Source organism: Acidithiobacillus ferriphilus, from assembly GCF_018854775.1.
GTDB lineage: Bacteria > Pseudomonadota > Gammaproteobacteria > Acidithiobacillales > Acidithiobacillaceae > Acidithiobacillus > Acidithiobacillus ferriphilus.
Genome location: NZ_JAAZTY010000018.1, coordinates 1 through 15,388, shown reverse-complemented (window position 1 = coordinate 15,388; position 15,388 = coordinate 1). Strand labels below are relative to the sequence as shown.

Sequence of the window (15,388 nt, the reverse complement as noted above, 5' to 3'; positions counted from 1 at the left end):
CTCGTACTCCACGTGCGAGGTCGCAATCGTGATCCCTCGTGCCCGCTCTTCCGGCGCATTGTCAATCTGATCATAAGCGCGAACCTCACCACCAAACTTCGCCGACAACACCTTCGTCAGCGCCGCCGTCAATGTGGTCTTGCCATGGTCCACGTGACCAATCGTTCCCACGTTCACATGCGGCTTCGTCCGCTCAAACTTCCCTTTGGACATCTTGAACTCTCCCGTTACGACTAGCGCTGACTTTTCTTGACAATGGCCTCGGCCACATGACCGGGGACTTCCATGTACTTCTCAAACTGCATGGTATAGGTAGCCCGGCCCTGGGAAAGTGAACGCACGGTCGTCGCATACCCGAACATTTCCGCCAGAGGCACTTCGCAGCGGATCATCTTTGCACCCGCCTCGTCTTCCATACCTTGCATCATACCGCGGCGGCTATTGATGTCACCGATGATGTCACCCATGTATTCTTCCGGAGTTACCACCTCTACGGCAAAAATGGGTTCCAGCAATACCGGGTTGGCCTTCGCCGCGCCCGCTTTGAAACCCATCGACCCTGCGATTTTGAATGCCGCCTCGGAAGAGTCGACATCATGGTAAGAACCGTCAAAAAGGGTGACTTTAACGTCCACCACAGGGAAGCCAGCGATGATACCATTTTCCAGCGCTTCTTCAATACCCTTTTCGGTTGGGTTGATGAACTCTTTGGGTACGGTACCGCCGACCACCCCGTTCTCAAAGACAAAACCGCTTCCTGGCTCAAGGGGCTCAAGACGCAACCATACGTGTCCGTATTGACCGCGTCCACCTGACTGACGGACAAACTTGCCTTCTGACTCAACCATTTTGCGAATCGTCTCGCGGTACGCCACCTGCGGAGCACCGACGGTCGCCTCAACGCCGAATTCGCGCTTCATGCGGTCGACAATGATCTCCAGGTGCAATTCTCCCATACCGGAAATGATGGTCTGCCCGGACTCTTGATCGGTACGCACCCGAAACGACGGGTCTTCCTGAGCAAGCTTGCCCAGGGCGACGCCCATCTTTTCTTGATCTGCCTTGGTTTTTGGCTCGACCGCAACATGAATCACCGGTTCGGGGAATTCCATCTGCTCCAAGGCAATCGGCTTACTTAAGTCACAGAGTGTATCTCCGGTGTAGGCGGTTTTCAGCCCGACGGCGGCGGCAATATCTCCCGCGAACACTTCCTTGATTTCATGGCGCTCGTTGGCATGCATCTGTAGCACGCGGCCAATACGTTCTTTCTGATCGCGGCCTGGATTGAGCACCGTGGAACCCGCAGTGAGCACCCCCGAATAAACCCGGAAGAAAGTGAGCTGCCCGACAAAGGGATCCGTCGCGATTTTGAACGCCAAGGCCGAGAAAGGCTCGCTATCATCTGCAGCGCGGACGATTTCCACCCCGCTATCAGGATGCGTGCCTTCCACCGGCTTGATATCGACTGGCGACGGCAGGTAGTCCAGCACGGCATCCAACGCTGCCTGCACCCCTTTGTTCTTAAAGGCGCTTCCACACAACACAGGCACCACGGCACCGGCAATCGTCGCCCTGCGCAAGGCCGCCTTCAATTCCGCAATACTGATTTCCTCACCTTCGAGGTATTTCATCATCACGTCTTCATCGGCGTCCGCGATGGCCTCTACCATGAAGTGACGCGCGGTCTCGGCATCCGCTTGCAAAGCGGCGGGAATCTCTTCTTCCGTAAACCGGGTGCCCTGCAACGCGTCATCCCAGTTGATGGACTTCATCTTCATCAGATCGATGACGCCGCTGAAGCGATCCTCTTCGCCAATGGGTAGTTGAATCGGAATCGGATTACCCCGCAACTTGGTCGCGACCTGCTCAACAACCCGCTTGAAGTTCGCGCCCTGGCGATCCATCTTGTTCACGAAGGCAATACGGGGGACGCCATATTTGTTGGCCTGTCGCCATACCGTTTCAGACTGGGGCTGCACACCACCTACCGCGCAAAACACGGCCATGGCGCCGTCCAGCACACGCAGTGACCGCTCCACTTCAATGGTGAAATCGACGTGGCCTGGCGTATCAATAATATTGATCCGGTGCTCGGCGCGCTGCCCATCCATACCCTTCCAGAAGCAGGTGGTCGCCGCGGAGGTAATGGTGATACCGCGCTCCTGCTCCTGGGCCATCCAGTCCATGACCGCAGTACCTTCATGCACTTCGCCAATCTTATGAGAGACGCCGGTGTAGAATAAAATGCGTTCAGTGGTTGTCGTTTTGCCGGCATCAATGTGCGCCATGATACCGATATTGCGATAACGTTCGATGGGGGTTGTGCGAGCCACGTTTCAGTCCTTGTGCGTAAGGTGCAACCAGTTACCAGCGGAAATGTGCAAAGGCCTTATTGGCTTCAGCCATACGGTGGGTCTCCTCGCGCTTGCGAACCGCATTACCGCGATTTTCGGCCGCTTCGAGAATTTCCGCCGCGAGGCGATTGCCCATGGACTTTTCGTTACGCTTACGCGCCGAGTCGCGCAGCCAGCGCATGGCCAGCGCCATCCGTCGATCCGAACGGATTTCCACGGGCACCTGATAGGTGGCGCCACCGACGCGGCGGCTTTTCACTTCCACCACGGGCCGCACGTTATCAATCGCCTTACGAAAAATTTCGAGGGCGTCGCTTTTGCTGCGCTCCGCCACCATTTCCAGGGCGCCGTAAACGATTTTTTCAGCGGTGCTCTTTTTGCCATCGCGCATCATTACGTTAGCGAACTTGGCAATCACTTCTTCTTTGTATTTGGGATCCGGCAGGACAATCCGCTTGGGTACTTCACGACGTCTTGGCATGGCGCAACAACTCCTTACAATTAATGCTTACTTGGGACGCTTGGCGCCATACTTGGAACGCGACTGCTTACGGTTTTTAACGCCAGCCGTATCCAGGGTGCCACGCACGATGTGATAGCGCACACCGGGAAGATCCTTTACGCGACCACCGCGAATCAGCACCACCGAGTGCTCTTGCAGGTTGTGACCCTCACCCGGAATATAACTACTGACCTCAAAACCATTCGTGAGACGCACACGGGCGACCTTACGCAACGCTGAGTTGGGCTTTTTAGGGGTTGTCGTGTAGACACGGGTACACACCCCTCGCTTCTGCGGGTTAGCGTCCAAGGCAGGAACCTTGCTTTTGGCGACAGGCCGCTTACGTGGCTTACGCACGAGCTGATTTAATGTGGGCATTTACAATCTCCAGAGTACGATGATGGCAGCCCGCCCTCATCGATGAGAGGGCGCATTCTAGTTAGACTTGTCTTGACTGTCAAGGCAAGTCTTAGTCACATAACCAATTACTGAGTTTCGGTTACCGATACGGAGAGATCACTCCGCACCGCCTTCTCCACGGAATGGACAGGCTCCCCGCGATTCAGTCGCCGACGATGCTCATGATAAGCGAGACCCGTCCCTGCGGGGATCAGTCGTCCAACAATGACGTTTTCCTTTAGACCTCGCAAGTCATCCACCTTGCCTGATACGGCAGCCTCGGTGAGTACGCGAGTGGTTTCCTGGAAACTCGCCGCCGAGATGAAGGATTCCGTGGACAGACTTGCCTTGGTGATACCCAACAGCATCGGGGTGAAGCGCGCCAGTTCTTTGCCAAGGGCTTCAAGCTTGATATTTTCATCTTCAACCCGCGCCCGGTCCACCTGGTCGCCGGGAATAAGGGAGCTATCCCCACTAAATGTCACCTCGACCCTGCGAAGCATTTGGCGCAGGATCACCTCGATATGCTTATCATTGATACGCACGCCCTGCAGACGGTATACATCCTGCACTTCATCGACGATGTAATTGGCCAAAGCCTGCACACCCAATACGCGCAAAATATCATGCGGAACCGGCTGCCCCTCTACAAGCTGCTCACCGGGACTAACCCGCTCGCCTTCGTAGACCGTCACGTGGCGACCTTTAGGAATAAGATACTCGTGCTGGTCCCCATTCTCGTCGGTGATGATCAGTCGCTGCTTACCTTTGGTGTCTTTGCCGAAGCCAATGATGCCCTCGTGCTCCGCGATGACAGCGAAGTCCTTGGGACGTCGTGCCTCAAAGAGTTCAGCCACACGGGGCAGACCGCCGGTAATGTCGCGCGTCTTGGTGGTACCCACCGGCAGACGTGCCAGAATGTCACCAGGATGAATTTCCATACCCTCATGCACCGCGATAATCGCCTTTGCCGGCAGGAAATAACGTGCAGGCAAATCAGTGCCCGGCAATTTCAGATCCTGGCCATCCTCATCCAGCAAACTGATTACCGGTCGCAAATCGCGGCCCTGCAATGGGCGTTGTTTAGCATCGATGACGACAAGCGTCGACAGTCCCGTGATTTCGTCGGTTTGAATGGCCACGCTCGTGCCCTCCACCGCATCCTTCAAAGAAATTCGACCACCGACTTCGCTGACAATAGGCCGCGTATGCGGATCCCACTCCGCCACCCGCCGACCTGCCGTAACCGGTGCATTGTCATCCACCAGAATGGTCGCGCCGTAAGGTACTTTGTAACGCTCCTTTTCACGCCCCTGTTCATCGGTGACCGTCACCTCACCATTCCGTCCGACGACCACATGCCGCCCACTGGAGTGGGTGACCAGCCGAAGGTTGGGCTGGTAACGGAACACCCCGCCCTGCTTGATATCGATGCTGCTCTGCGCCGCAGACCGACTGGCCGCACCACCAATGTGAAAGGTGCGCATAGTCAACTGGGTACCTGGTTCGCCAATGGACTGGGCAGCAATAACGCCGACCGCTTCGCCCGCATTGACCAGATGGCCGCGCGCCAGATCACGTCCGTAACACAGCGCACAGACACCATGCCGTGAACGACAGGTCAGCGGCGAACGCACCTTCAGGGCATCTACACCCAACTCGTCCAATTGACCCAAGTGCTGCTCCATGAGCAGGGTATTGCGGGCAATGACGACCTCACCGGTGTTGGGGTGAACCACGTCTTCCGCCACTACGCGACCCAGTACGCGGTCGCGCAGTGGTTCGATGACCTCACCGCCCTCCACGAGAGAGGTCATGGGCAGACCTTCCTCCGAACCACAATCGGTCTCAACCACGACCAGATCCTGGGTCACATCCACCAGACGCCGCGTTAAATATCCGGAGTTCGCCGTTTTTAGCGCAGTGTCGGCAAGACCCTTACGGGCACCGTGGGTGGAGATGAAGTACTGCAGAACGTTGAGACCTTCACGGAAATTCGCGGTAATGGGGGTTTCAATAATTGAGCCGTCAGGCTTTGCCATCAGGCCGCGCATACCGGCGAGCTGACGGATCTGTGCCGCAGAACCACGCGCCCCGGAATCGGCCATCATAAATATAGAGTTGAACGAATCCTGCTGGACCGATCCGCCATCGGGCAAGGACACCGTATCTTTGCTGACCCGGTCCATCATGGCCTTGGCGACTTCATCCGTAGCGCGCGACCAGATATCGACGACCTTGTTATAGCGTTCGCCCTCGGTCACCAGACCCGAGGTATATTGATCCTGAATGGCTTTAACCTCATCCTCGGAGCGCGCCAGGATGCCTTCCTTTTCCGGGGGGGTCACCATGTCTCCCGCACCGAAGGAAATGCCCGCACGCGTGGCCATGCGAAAGCCTGTATACATCAACTGGTCGGCAAAAATAACGGTGTCTTTAACACCCAGGCGGCGGTAACAGATATTGATCAGTTCACCGATCACCTTTTTCTTCAGCACCCGGTTGATCACACTAAAGGGGAGGCCTTCGGGAAGAATATCTCCAAGCAGGGCGCGTCCTGCCGTGGTGTCCATACGCTCCCCGCGAAAGCGGACGGTGATTCGAGCGTGCAGCCCCAGGTTGCCGGTCTCGTAAGCACGCCGCACTTCCGCCGTATCCGCGAAAACACCACCAGCACCCTTCGCGTCCGCACGCTCCTGACTGACGTAGTAAAGTCCGAGTACAATGTCCTGAGACGGCACAATTACCGGTTCCCCGTTGGCCGGGCTCAGAATATTGTTGGTGGACATCATCAATGTCCGCGCTTCCAGTTGTGCCTCCAGCGAAAGCGGGACATGCACTGCCATCTGATCGCCATCGAAATCGGCGTTATACGCGGCGCACACCAGCGGATGCAACTGAATAGCCTTACCTTCGATCAGTATCGGCTCAAAAGCCTGTATACCAAGACGGTGCAAGGTGGGTGCGCGGTTGAGCATCACCGGATGTTCGCGGATCACCTCTTCAAGGATGTCCCAGACCTCCGGCTTTTCCTGCTCAACCAGGCGCTTGGCGGCCTTGATTGTGGTCGCCAGGCCACGTTCCTCCAACTTGTTAAAGATGAAGGGCTTGAACAGCTCCAGGGCCATTTTCTTCGGCAATCCGCACTGATGCAAACGCAGCTCGGGTCCGACGACGATAACGGACCGGCCGGAATAATCCACCCGCTTGCCGAGCAGATTCTGGCGAAAACGACCCTGCTTACCTTTGATCATGTCCGCCAGCGACTTGAGCGGACGCTTGTTGGGGCCGGAAATGGCGCGCCCGCGACGCCCGTTATCCAGAAGCGCATCCACCGCTTCCTGCAACATACGCTTTTCGTTACGGACAATGATGTCCGGTGCCTTCAGCTCTAGCAGGCGCTTCAATCGGTTGTTGCGGTTAATGACGCGCCGATAGAGATCATTGAGATCGGAGGTCGCGAAGCGCCCGCCATCCAGCGGTACCAGCGGGCGCAGATCCGGTGGCAGAACAGGGAGCACTTCCAAGATCATCCACTCGGGACGATTGCCGGACTGCTCAAAGCCTTCCAGAATCTTGAGGCGCTTGCTAAACTTCTTGGTTTTTGTATCGGAATTGCTCTCCCGCAGCTCATTGCGGATCCGTTCAATTTCTTGAGTCAGCGGAATACCGCGCAGCAAGTCGCGGATACCTTCGGCACCCATTTTGGCCGTAAATTCGTCACCGTGTTCTTCTAAAGCGTCCAAATACTGGTCTTCGGTGAGGATGTTTCCGCGCTCAAGGGCAGTCACACCCGGATCAACCACCACATACGCCTCAAAATAAAGGACCCGTTCGATATCGCGCAGGGGCATATCGAGAATCATGCCCATGCGGCTCGGCAGAGACTTGAGAAACCAGATATGCGCGACGGGGCTGGCAAGTTCAATATGTCCCATCCGCTCACGCCGGACTCGCGCCTGAGTCACCTCAACGCCACACTTTTCACAGACTACGCCGCGGTGCTTAAGACGCTTGTACTTACCACAGAGGCACTCGTAGTCTTTGATCGGCCCAAAAATTTTGGCACAGAACAGCCCCTCGCGCTCCGGCTTGAAGGTCCGGTAATTGATCGTTTCCGGCTTTTTTACTTCGCCAAAAGACCATGACCGCACCTTGTCAGGGGACGCGATACCGATTCGAATCGCATCGAATTCTTCTTGCTGATCGTTTTGTTTGAAGAGCTTTAATAAGTCTTTCAAGGCATTCACCCTTGCCCGCCGCGGGCGGAAATTTATTTGGATTGTTCCAATTCAATATCGATACCCAAAGAACGCAGTTCTTTCAACAGCACATTGAAAGACTCCGGCATTCCGGCATCCATGCGGAAATCACCCTTGACGATGGATTCATACATTTTGCTGCGCCCGCTTACGTCGTCCGACTTCACGGTGAGCATTTCCTGCAGGGTGTAAGCCGCACCATAGGCCTCCAACGCCCACACCTCCATTTCACCGAAGCGCTGGCCACCAAACTGGGCCTTGCCGCCTAAGGGTTGCTGGGTGACCAGACTGTAAGGTCCGGTGGAACGGGCATGCATCTTGTCATCCACCAGGTGATGGAGCTTGAGCATGTAGAGATAGCCCACCGTTACCGGGCGGTCAAAGGCATCACCGGTCCGCCCATCATACAGCGTGACCTGACCGCTGCGCGGCAAATCCGCCAACTCCAGCATATCGCGGATCTCTTCTTCAGAAGCGCCATCAAAGACCGGGGTCGCCATGGGCACACCACCGCGAAGATTCATGGCGAGCTCGCGTATTTCCTGATCAGTCAGACTGTCGAGATCCTCTTTTTTACCAGAACGATTATAGATCTCCGCGAGAAAGGCGCGCATTTCTGACATGGCGACCTCACTATCCAGCATCCCGCCGATTTTCTTACCCAGACCCTTAGCCGCCCACCCCAAGTGGGTTTCGAGAATCTGTCCCACGTTCATTCGTGACGGCACGCCCAGCGGATTGAGCACAATATCTACCGGCGTACCGTCGGCAAGATAAGGCATATCTTCTACGGGAACGATCTTCGATACCACACCTTTGTTGCCGTGGCGTCCGGCCATCTTATCGCCGGGCTGCAAGTGTCTTTTGATGGCCACATGCACTTTAACCATCTTCAGAACACCTGGACTCAGATCATCCCCTTGCGTCAGCTTGCGCCGCTTTTCTTCGAGTACCGCGTCGAGACGTTGGCGCTGGTCTTCGAGCTGGGCACGGATCTGCTCCAGGGACTCGTTGCTTTCTTCCGTGCGCAAACGGATCTCAAACCACTTGCTGCGCGGCAAATCCTTCAGATAGGCCTTTGTCACTTTGTTTCCGGCCACAAGGCCGTTGGGGCCACCCTCAGCAACCTTACCAATAAGCTGACGCTCGATACGCTGATAACTGTCTTCCTCAACGATACGATACTGATCGTTCAGATCCTTACGAATCCGTGCGAGCTCGTGCTCCTCAATGGACTTGGCGCGGCTATCCTTCTCGATACCGTCGCGGGTAAAGACCTGCACGTCGATCACCGTGCCATACATACCGGCCGGCATCCGCATGGAGTTATCTTTCACGTCGGAGGCCTTTTCACCGAAGATCGCTCGCAGGAGTTTCTCTTCCGGCGTCAACTGGGTCTCCCCCTTGGGCGTGACCTTGCCGACGAGAATGTCACCCGGCGCCAATTCCGCACCGATAATCACGATGCCGGACTCATCGAGGTGGCGCAAGGCGCCCTCCGCGACGTTGGGAATATCCCGGGTAATATCCTCCGGTCCCAGTTTGGTGTCACGCGCGAAGACCGAGAACTCCTCGATATGAATGGTGGTATAGCGGTCTTCAGCCACCACCCGCTCCGAGATCAAGATCGAGTCCTCAAAGTTGTAGCCGTTCCAGGGCATAAAGGCCACTAGAATATTTTGACCAAGAGCCAGTTCACCCATCTCCGTACTCGGCCCATCGGCTAGCACATCGCCGCAACTGACCAAATCACCCACCTTGACCACGGGGCGCTGATTCAGTGTCGTGTTTTGGTTCGAACGTGCGTACTTCACGAGGTTGTAAATGTCCACACCGGGCTCTTCCGGCAAGGTTTCCTCATCATTGACGCGAATGACGATACGGGCACCATCGACGATATCCACCACACCGCCACGCCGCGCGACAACCGCCGCACCAGAATCGATGGCGACCACCCGCTCCATGCCCGTGCCCACCATCGGCGCGTCAGAGCGCACCGTCGGCACCGCCTGGCGTTGCATATTAGAACCCATCAAGGCGCGGTTGGCGTCATCATGCTCCAGGAAGGGGATCATACTGGCCGCCACCGAGACGATTTGTCGCGGCGAAACATCCATGAACTGAACTTGGTCGGGATTCGCCAGGGTGAATTCATTCTTGTGTCGGCAAGAGACGAGTTCGTCGGTCAGCACACCATTTTCGTCCACCGCGGAGTTCGCCTGGGCAATCATATAATTACCCTCTTCAATAGCCGACAGGTATTCGATCTCATCGGTCGCACGGCAATCGACAACGCGTCGATAAGGCGTTTCAAGAAAACCATAGGAATTAGTGCGTGCATAGCAGGATAAGCTATTGATCAAACCAATATTCGGACCTTCTGGCGTTTCAATCGGACAGATACGTCCGTAATGTGTCGGATGTACGTCACGCACCTCGAAACCCGCCCGCTCACGGGTCAAGCCACCCGGCCCCAGTGCGGAAACCCGACGTTTATGGGTGACCTCCGAAAGTGGATTGGTCTGATCCATAAACTGGGAAAGCTGGCTGGAGCCGAAGAACTCATTGACCACCGCCGCAATGGGCTTGGCGTTAATGAGATCCTGGGGGGTGAGGCCCTCGCTCTCGGCTAGCGCGAGACGATCCTTCACGGCTCTCTCGACGCGTACCAGACCGAGGCGGAACTGGTTCTCCATCAATTCGCCGACTGAGCGCACTCGCCGGTTACCAAGATGGTCGATGTCATCAATCTCGCCGACACCGTTACGCAGGGCAATCAGCACCTTGAGCACCGCGACAATATCCTCGTTATTGAGTACGCCAGGACCAGTAATCTCGTCGCGATTCACCCTGCGATTGAACTTCATGCGGCCTACAGCAGACAGATCATAGCGATCCGGGCTGAAGAAAAGTCCCTGGAAGAGGTTCTGGGCCGCGTCCTTCGTCGGTGGTTCACCCGGACGCATCAGGCGATAGATTTCCATCTGCGCCTCGTGGGCATCACGCGACGTATCGACGCGCAACGTTTCAGAAATGTAAGGCCCACGATCCAGTTCATTGATATATAAGGTGTGTAGCGTAAGCGATGGCCCTTGACGCAGAAGATCCAGGACCTCACCACTTATTGGCTCATTAGCCTGCACAAGCACTTCGCCGGTTTCTGGGTGCACGACATCCCTGGCGGCAACCTTACCCAGAAGGAAGGCATCCGGCACGGGGATCTCGTGCATGCCTGGAACCTCGGCGAGCGCTTTCGTTTGACGTGCAGTAATTCGTTTGCCCGTCTGCACCAATACTTCACCGGTCTGCGGATTGGCGATATCAAAAGTCGCCATTTCACCCTGCAACCGCTGGGGGATTAAGACATATCGCAGATCACCGTCAATGATACGGAAAGTCTCTGTATCAAAAAACATCTCAAGAATGTCTTGAGTGCTGTAGTTTAACGCGCGCAGAAGGGTCGTTGCCGGCAATTTGCGACGGCGATCGATACGCGCATAGACGTGATCCTTGGGATCAAATTCGAAGTCTAACCACGAGCCCCGGTAAGGGATGATGCGCGCGTTAAAAAGAAGCTTTCCCGAAGAATGGGTCTTACCGCGATCATGATCGAAGAAAACGCCCGGCGAACGATGCAACTGCGAAACGATAATACGCTCGGTGCCGTTGATCACGAAAGAACCGTGCTCAGTCATCAGCGGCAGTTCGCCCATGTAGACGTCTTGCTCCTTCACGTCCTTAACGCGCTTGGCCCCCGTGGCGTCGTCTTTTTCCATCACCGCCAAGCGCAGACGCACACGCAATCCGGCACAATACGTCAGTCCACGCTGACGGCACTCAACCACATCGAACACCGGTTTTTCGAGACGGTATGAAACATAATCCAGCGTGGCATTGCCAGAATAGCTCTCCATCGGAAAAATCGAGCGGAAAACAGCTTCCAAACCCGTTGCTTTTCGCGCTGCCGGGGACACAGACTCCTGGAGAAACTCCCGGTAGGAATCCATCTGCGTAGCCAGCAGATATGGCACAGCAAGAATGCTCTGGCTTTTGCCAAAGTCTTTACGAATCCGTTTCTTTTCAGTAAAAGAGTAGGCCATGGATGCTCCGCGCGACGACTGCATGGTTCAGGGGCAAGCGGTTAAAGCTGCTTTCCGCAAACAATGGGGGGCTGGCAGCGCTTTACGCCGCCAGCCGATAAGTTTACCCTATTTACTACAGATTATTTGATCTCCGCCTCGGCACCGGCCTCGACGAGCTGCGCTTTGACGCTTTCGGCTTCAGCCTTAGCTACGCCTTCCTTCACTGGCTTCGGCGCACCGTCGACCAGGTCCTTCGCTTCCTTCAGGCCAAGACCAGTAATGGCCCGCACCACCTTGATGGTGTTGACCTTGTTGGCACCGGCAGCGGTCAGGATAACGTCAAATTCGGTCTGCTCTTCTACAGCCGCCGCACCCTCGCCACCCGCCGCGCCACCAGCGGGTGCCGCAACCGCGACAGCCGCCGCAGACACGCCAAACTTCTCTTCCATTTCTTTGATAAGCTCAGACAGCTCCAGTACGGTCATACCAGCAATAGCGTCTAAAATTTCTACTTTGGACAATGCCATTTTACCAACTCCTTCAGTTCAATAGTGAATTAGGCAGCGCGTTGATCGCGGACTGCCGCCAAGGTCCGAACAAAACGGCTCGGGACCTCGTTAAGGGTGCGGACAAGGCCGGAAACCGGTGCCAGCATGGTGCCGAGCAATCTGGCCAGCAACTCCTCACGCGAAGGCATTTTGCTCAACTGCGTTATTGCCGCCGCATCGATTTGCTTGCCACTAAGCACGCCACCGGTAATAACCAGCTTGTCGAAACGCTTTGCATGGTCGGTGAAGAGCTTGGCAAGGGCAACAGGGTCCTCCGCCGCCGCAAACACCAAAGGACCCTTTAACAAGGGGTCCATCACCGTGAAGGATGTTCCCGCGAGGGCACGCTTCAACAGCGTGTTTTTCACAACCTGCACATGCACCGACTGCTTTTGTGCTTCTGCCCGGAAAACCGTCATTTGTGCCACCGTCAAACCGCGATATTCCGCCACCACTGCGGCTTGCGCCCCAATGAGTTTGGCTTGCAAAGCGGTGACGACTTGTTCCTTTTCTGCGAGTTTAAGACTCACGTGAATGTCACCTCCTATCTAAACCGAGGCGGCCAAAAGGTTTGGCACGCCGTCGCCTACGCAGGGAAAATCATTAAGGCTTACGCCCCCTGCGGTCTTCGTACGCCGGCTTACGCCGACCTTCCCGCCCAGAGACGGAAATCTTTAACCGAGGCCGCCGAGATCCACGGCGACACCAGGACCCATGGTCGGGGAGATACTCACTTTACGGATATATATACCTTTACTGGTGGTCGGCTTGGCTTTACGCAGACTGTCGATCAGCGCCAACAGATTTTCATGCAATGCCTTCACCTCGAAGGAAGACTTGCCGATCGTGCTATGCACAATACCACCCTTGTCGGCACGATAACGCACCTGCCCACCCTTGGCATTGATTACGGCCGTACGTATATCTGTAGTCACCGTCCCCACTTTAGGGTTCGGCATCAAACCACGGGGACCCAGCACTGGGCCCAGTGTGCCCACCACACGCATGGCATCGGGTGTAGCAATCACCACATCAAAGTCCATATGTCCGGCCTTCACCTGCTCCGCGAGATCTTCCATGCCGACGATGTCGGCACCGGCTTCGCGCGCTTCGGTCGCTTTATCGCCTGTCGCGAAGACGGCCACCCGCATGTGCTTTCCGGTACCATTGGGAAGCACTACCGCGCCACGTACCACCTGATCCGATTTGCGCGGATCAATACCCAGACCCACGGCCACATCTACCGACTCATCGAATTTTGCCGTGGCCATTTTCTTAGCAAGTTCGAGGGCTTCCTCAATCGCGTAACGGTTGTTCCGATCCACCATCGCCTTGATAGCAAGTGTACGCTTAGATTTCGTCGCCATGTTTCAGCCCTCCACCGTCAGGCCCATACTACGGGCGGTACCACGCACGCTGCGCTTTGCTGATTCAATATCCTGCGTGTTGAGATCAGGCATTTTTGTTTTGGCGATTTCTTCGACCTGCGCTTCGGTCACATGACCTACTTTTACCGTATTGGGGCGACCACTGCCCTTCTTCAGCCCGGCCGCCTTCATCAACAATACGGCTGCCGGTGGCGTCTTCACTTCAAAAGTGAAACTTTTGTCCGCGAAAACGGTGATAACCACCGGCAATGGCAAACCCGGTTCAATACCCTGTGTCTGGGCATTGAACGCTTTACAGAATTCCATGATGTTTAATCCGCGCTGCCCCAAGGCCGGGCCAATAGGCGGGCTCGGATTAGCTTGCGTGGCCTTCACCTGCAGCTTAATATATCCGGTTATTTTCTTTGCCATTTACTTAACTCCTGCGAGGTGCAAACGCCGTCAGGCTCCCTCTGTTGAAAACAATCAGGCCTTTTCAACCTGACCAAAATCCAATTCCACCGGCGTAGAGCGGCCAAAAATGGTCACCGAAACCCGCAGCTTGCTTTTTTCGAAGTTCACTTCTTCGACGACACCGTTAAAATCCTTGAACGGGCCATCTACAACGCGCACCTGCTCACCGGCATCAAAGCTGAACTTCGGACGCGGCTTCTCAACGCCTTCCTTGATACGGTCCATGATGGCGTCGGTCTCCGCGTCGCTCAGCGGATGTGGACGGCCCACAGAGCCACCGACAAACCCGGTGACCCGCGGCGTACTTTTGACAAGGTGCCAACTGACATCGTCCATTTCCATCTGTACCAGGACATAGCCAGGGTAGAACATCCGTTGCGAGTTGGTCTTTTGGCCATTTCGCATTTCCACCACTTCCTCAATAGGAACGAGGATCTCGCCAAATTTATCGGCAAGCCCTTCCCGATTGGCACGCTCGCGGATCTCTGCCTGCACTTTTCTCTCGAAGCCCGAGAACGCATGAACTACATACCAACGCATAGACATTTACGCGACTCCTCCGAGTAGCAGCCGCACCACCCCAAGGAGTGCCAAATCCACCAGCCACAGGAAGATCGCGATTACAGCGATCAAACCAATGATGATGGCTGTACTACGTAAGACCTCGGGACGCGTCGGCCAAACCACCTTCAGCAATTCGACATAAGCCTCCCGAAAAAAAGTCAGAAGTGTTTTGCCGTAGTTACTGGAAGCGAAAAAGCCTGCGGCAACCAACAAAGCCAGAATGAGCGCAGCACCAGGGTAATACGTACCGAGGTGGATGGGAATGAGGAAATAGGCGAACACCCCGAGGGCAGCCAATCCTGCCGCAAAATAGAGCTTCACTTTTTCCGACATGAACACCACACCTTTTTAATAATGGCAGGGCAGGAGGGGCTCGAACCCCCAACCTGCGGTTTTGGAGACCGCTGCTCTACCAATTGAGCTACTGCCCTGCAGACGGCAAACGGCGGACAATGCCGCCGTTCAACACTAACAACTTGAAACCTTACTCGACCACCTTTGAGACCACGCCGGCGCCAACGGTACGTCCACCTTCGCGCACCGCAAAACGCAAACCTTCTTCCATCGCAATCGGTGCAATCAGCGCTACCTTGAACAAAATGTTGTCCCCAGGCATCACCATCTCCACACCTTCCGGCAATTCCACCGCACCCGTCACGTCCGTGGTACGGAAGTAAAACTGCGGACGATAACCATTGAAAAACGGCGTGTGACGACCACCCTCTTCCTTGGACAATACATACACTTCGGCTTCAAAACGCGTGTGCGGCTTGATACTACCGGGCTTCGCCAACACCTGCCCACGCTCTACGTCATCTTTCTTCGTGCCGCGCAAC

Annotated in this window: 13 protein-coding genes and 1 tRNA gene; all 14 read right to left on the bottom strand. The window is 55.7% G+C overall.

Annotated elements, in window-relative coordinates:
• The coding region (locus HF921_RS01460) for a GTP-binding protein (RefSeq protein WP_264318179.1) at positions 1 to 213 on the bottom strand (213 nt) is incomplete at its 3' end.
• A 20-nt stretch (positions 214 to 233) separates the two neighbouring features.
• Complete coding sequence (fusA, locus tag HF921_RS01455; RefSeq protein ID WP_215893169.1) at positions 234 to 2,333, bottom strand: elongation factor G; 2,100 nt, start codon at positions 2,331 to 2,333, stop codon at positions 234 to 236.
• A 31-nt stretch (positions 2,334 to 2,364) separates the two neighbouring features.
• Positions 2,365 to 2,835, bottom strand: coding sequence for a 30S ribosomal protein S7 (gene rpsG / locus HF921_RS01450; RefSeq protein ID WP_064220035.1), 471 nt, complete (start codon positions 2,833 to 2,835; stop codon positions 2,365 to 2,367).
• A 27-nt stretch (positions 2,836 to 2,862) separates the two neighbouring features.
• Positions 2,863 to 3,234: a 30S ribosomal protein S12 gene (gene rpsL / locus HF921_RS01445; protein WP_010641426.1), complete on the bottom strand. Its 372-nt coding sequence runs from the start codon at positions 3,232 to 3,234 to the stop codon at positions 2,863 to 2,865.
• Positions 3,235 to 3,341: 107 nt separating this feature from the next.
• The gene (gene rpoC, locus HF921_RS01440) at positions 3,342 to 7,496 is read right to left on the bottom strand and encodes a DNA-directed RNA polymerase subunit beta' (protein ID WP_215893168.1); all 4,155 of its coding nucleotides are present in this window, start codon (positions 7,494 to 7,496) and stop codon (positions 3,342 to 3,344) included.
• Positions 7,497 to 7,528: 32 nt separating this feature from the next.
• Positions 7,529 to 11,617, bottom strand: a complete 4,089-nt coding sequence (gene rpoB / locus HF921_RS01435; RefSeq protein WP_215893167.1) for a DNA-directed RNA polymerase subunit beta — start codon at positions 11,615 to 11,617, stop codon at positions 7,529 to 7,531.
• A 122-nt stretch (positions 11,618 to 11,739) separates the two neighbouring features.
• Positions 11,740 to 12,126, bottom strand: coding sequence for a 50S ribosomal protein L7/L12 (gene rplL / locus HF921_RS01430; protein ID WP_215861659.1), 387 nt, complete (start codon positions 12,124 to 12,126; stop codon positions 11,740 to 11,742).
• Positions 12,127 to 12,155: 29 nt separating this feature from the next.
• Positions 12,156 to 12,677 (bottom strand): 50S ribosomal protein L10, encoded by a 522-nt coding sequence (gene rplJ, locus HF921_RS01425; RefSeq protein ID WP_064220031.1) that lies wholly within the window; start codon positions 12,675 to 12,677, stop codon positions 12,156 to 12,158.
• A gap of 144 nt (positions 12,678 to 12,821) precedes the next feature.
• The gene (gene rplA, locus HF921_RS01420) at positions 12,822 to 13,514 is read right to left on the bottom strand and encodes a 50S ribosomal protein L1 (RefSeq protein ID WP_215892624.1); all 693 of its coding nucleotides are present in this window, start codon (positions 13,512 to 13,514) and stop codon (positions 12,822 to 12,824) included.
• A gap of 3 nt (positions 13,515 to 13,517) precedes the next feature.
• Positions 13,518 to 13,946: a 50S ribosomal protein L11 gene (rplK, locus tag HF921_RS01415; protein WP_014030042.1), complete on the bottom strand. Its 429-nt coding sequence runs from the start codon at positions 13,944 to 13,946 to the stop codon at positions 13,518 to 13,520.
• A 54-nt stretch (positions 13,947 to 14,000) separates the two neighbouring features.
• Entirely contained in the window at positions 14,001 to 14,534 is a 534-nt protein-coding gene (gene nusG / locus HF921_RS01410; protein ID WP_014030043.1) for a transcription termination/antitermination protein NusG, read from the bottom strand.
• Positions 14,535 to 14,885 (bottom strand): preprotein translocase subunit SecE, encoded by a 351-nt coding sequence (secE, locus tag HF921_RS01405; protein WP_215893166.1) that lies wholly within the window; start codon positions 14,883 to 14,885, stop codon positions 14,535 to 14,537. It lies immediately after the preceding gene.
• 22 nt (positions 14,886 to 14,907) lie between these two features.
• Positions 14,908 to 14,983: transfer RNA gene (locus tag HF921_RS01400), tRNA-Trp, on the bottom strand.
• Between the two features lie 53 nt (positions 14,984 to 15,036).
• The coding region (locus tag HF921_RS01395) for an EF-Tu C-terminal domain-related protein (protein ID WP_455692634.1) at positions 15,037 to 15,388 on the bottom strand (352 nt) is incomplete at its 5' end.

What these genes read in the sequence shown, in the direction of transcription:
- rpsG (WP_064220035.1), bottom strand. Translation starts at nt 2,835, where the DNA reads ATGCCAAGACGTCGTGAAGTACCCAAGCGGATTGTCCTGCCGGATCCC.
- rpoB (WP_215893167.1), bottom strand. Translation starts at nt 11,617, where the DNA reads ATGGCCTACTCTTTTACTGAAAAGAAACGGATTCGTAAAGACTTTGGC.
- rplA (WP_215892624.1), bottom strand. Translation starts at nt 13,514, where the DNA reads ATGGCGACGAAATCTAAGCGTACACTTGCTATCAAGGCGATGGTGGAT.
- nusG (WP_014030043.1), bottom strand. Translation starts at nt 14,534, where the DNA reads ATGTCTATGCGTTGGTATGTAGTTCATGCGTTCTCGGGCTTCGAGAGA.
- rpsL (WP_010641426.1), bottom strand. Translation starts at nt 3,234, where the DNA reads ATGCCCACATTAAATCAGCTCGTGCGTAAGCCACGTAAGCGGCCTGTC.
- rplK (WP_014030042.1), bottom strand. Translation starts at nt 13,946, where the DNA reads ATGGCAAAGAAAATAACCGGATATATTAAGCTGCAGGTGAAGGCCACG.
- rplL (WP_215861659.1), bottom strand. Translation starts at nt 12,126, where the DNA reads ATGGCATTGTCCAAAGTAGAAATTTTAGACGCTATTGCTGGTATGACC.
- secE (WP_215893166.1), bottom strand. Translation starts at nt 14,885, where the DNA reads ATGTCGGAAAAAGTGAAGCTCTATTTTGCGGCAGGATTGGCTGCCCTC.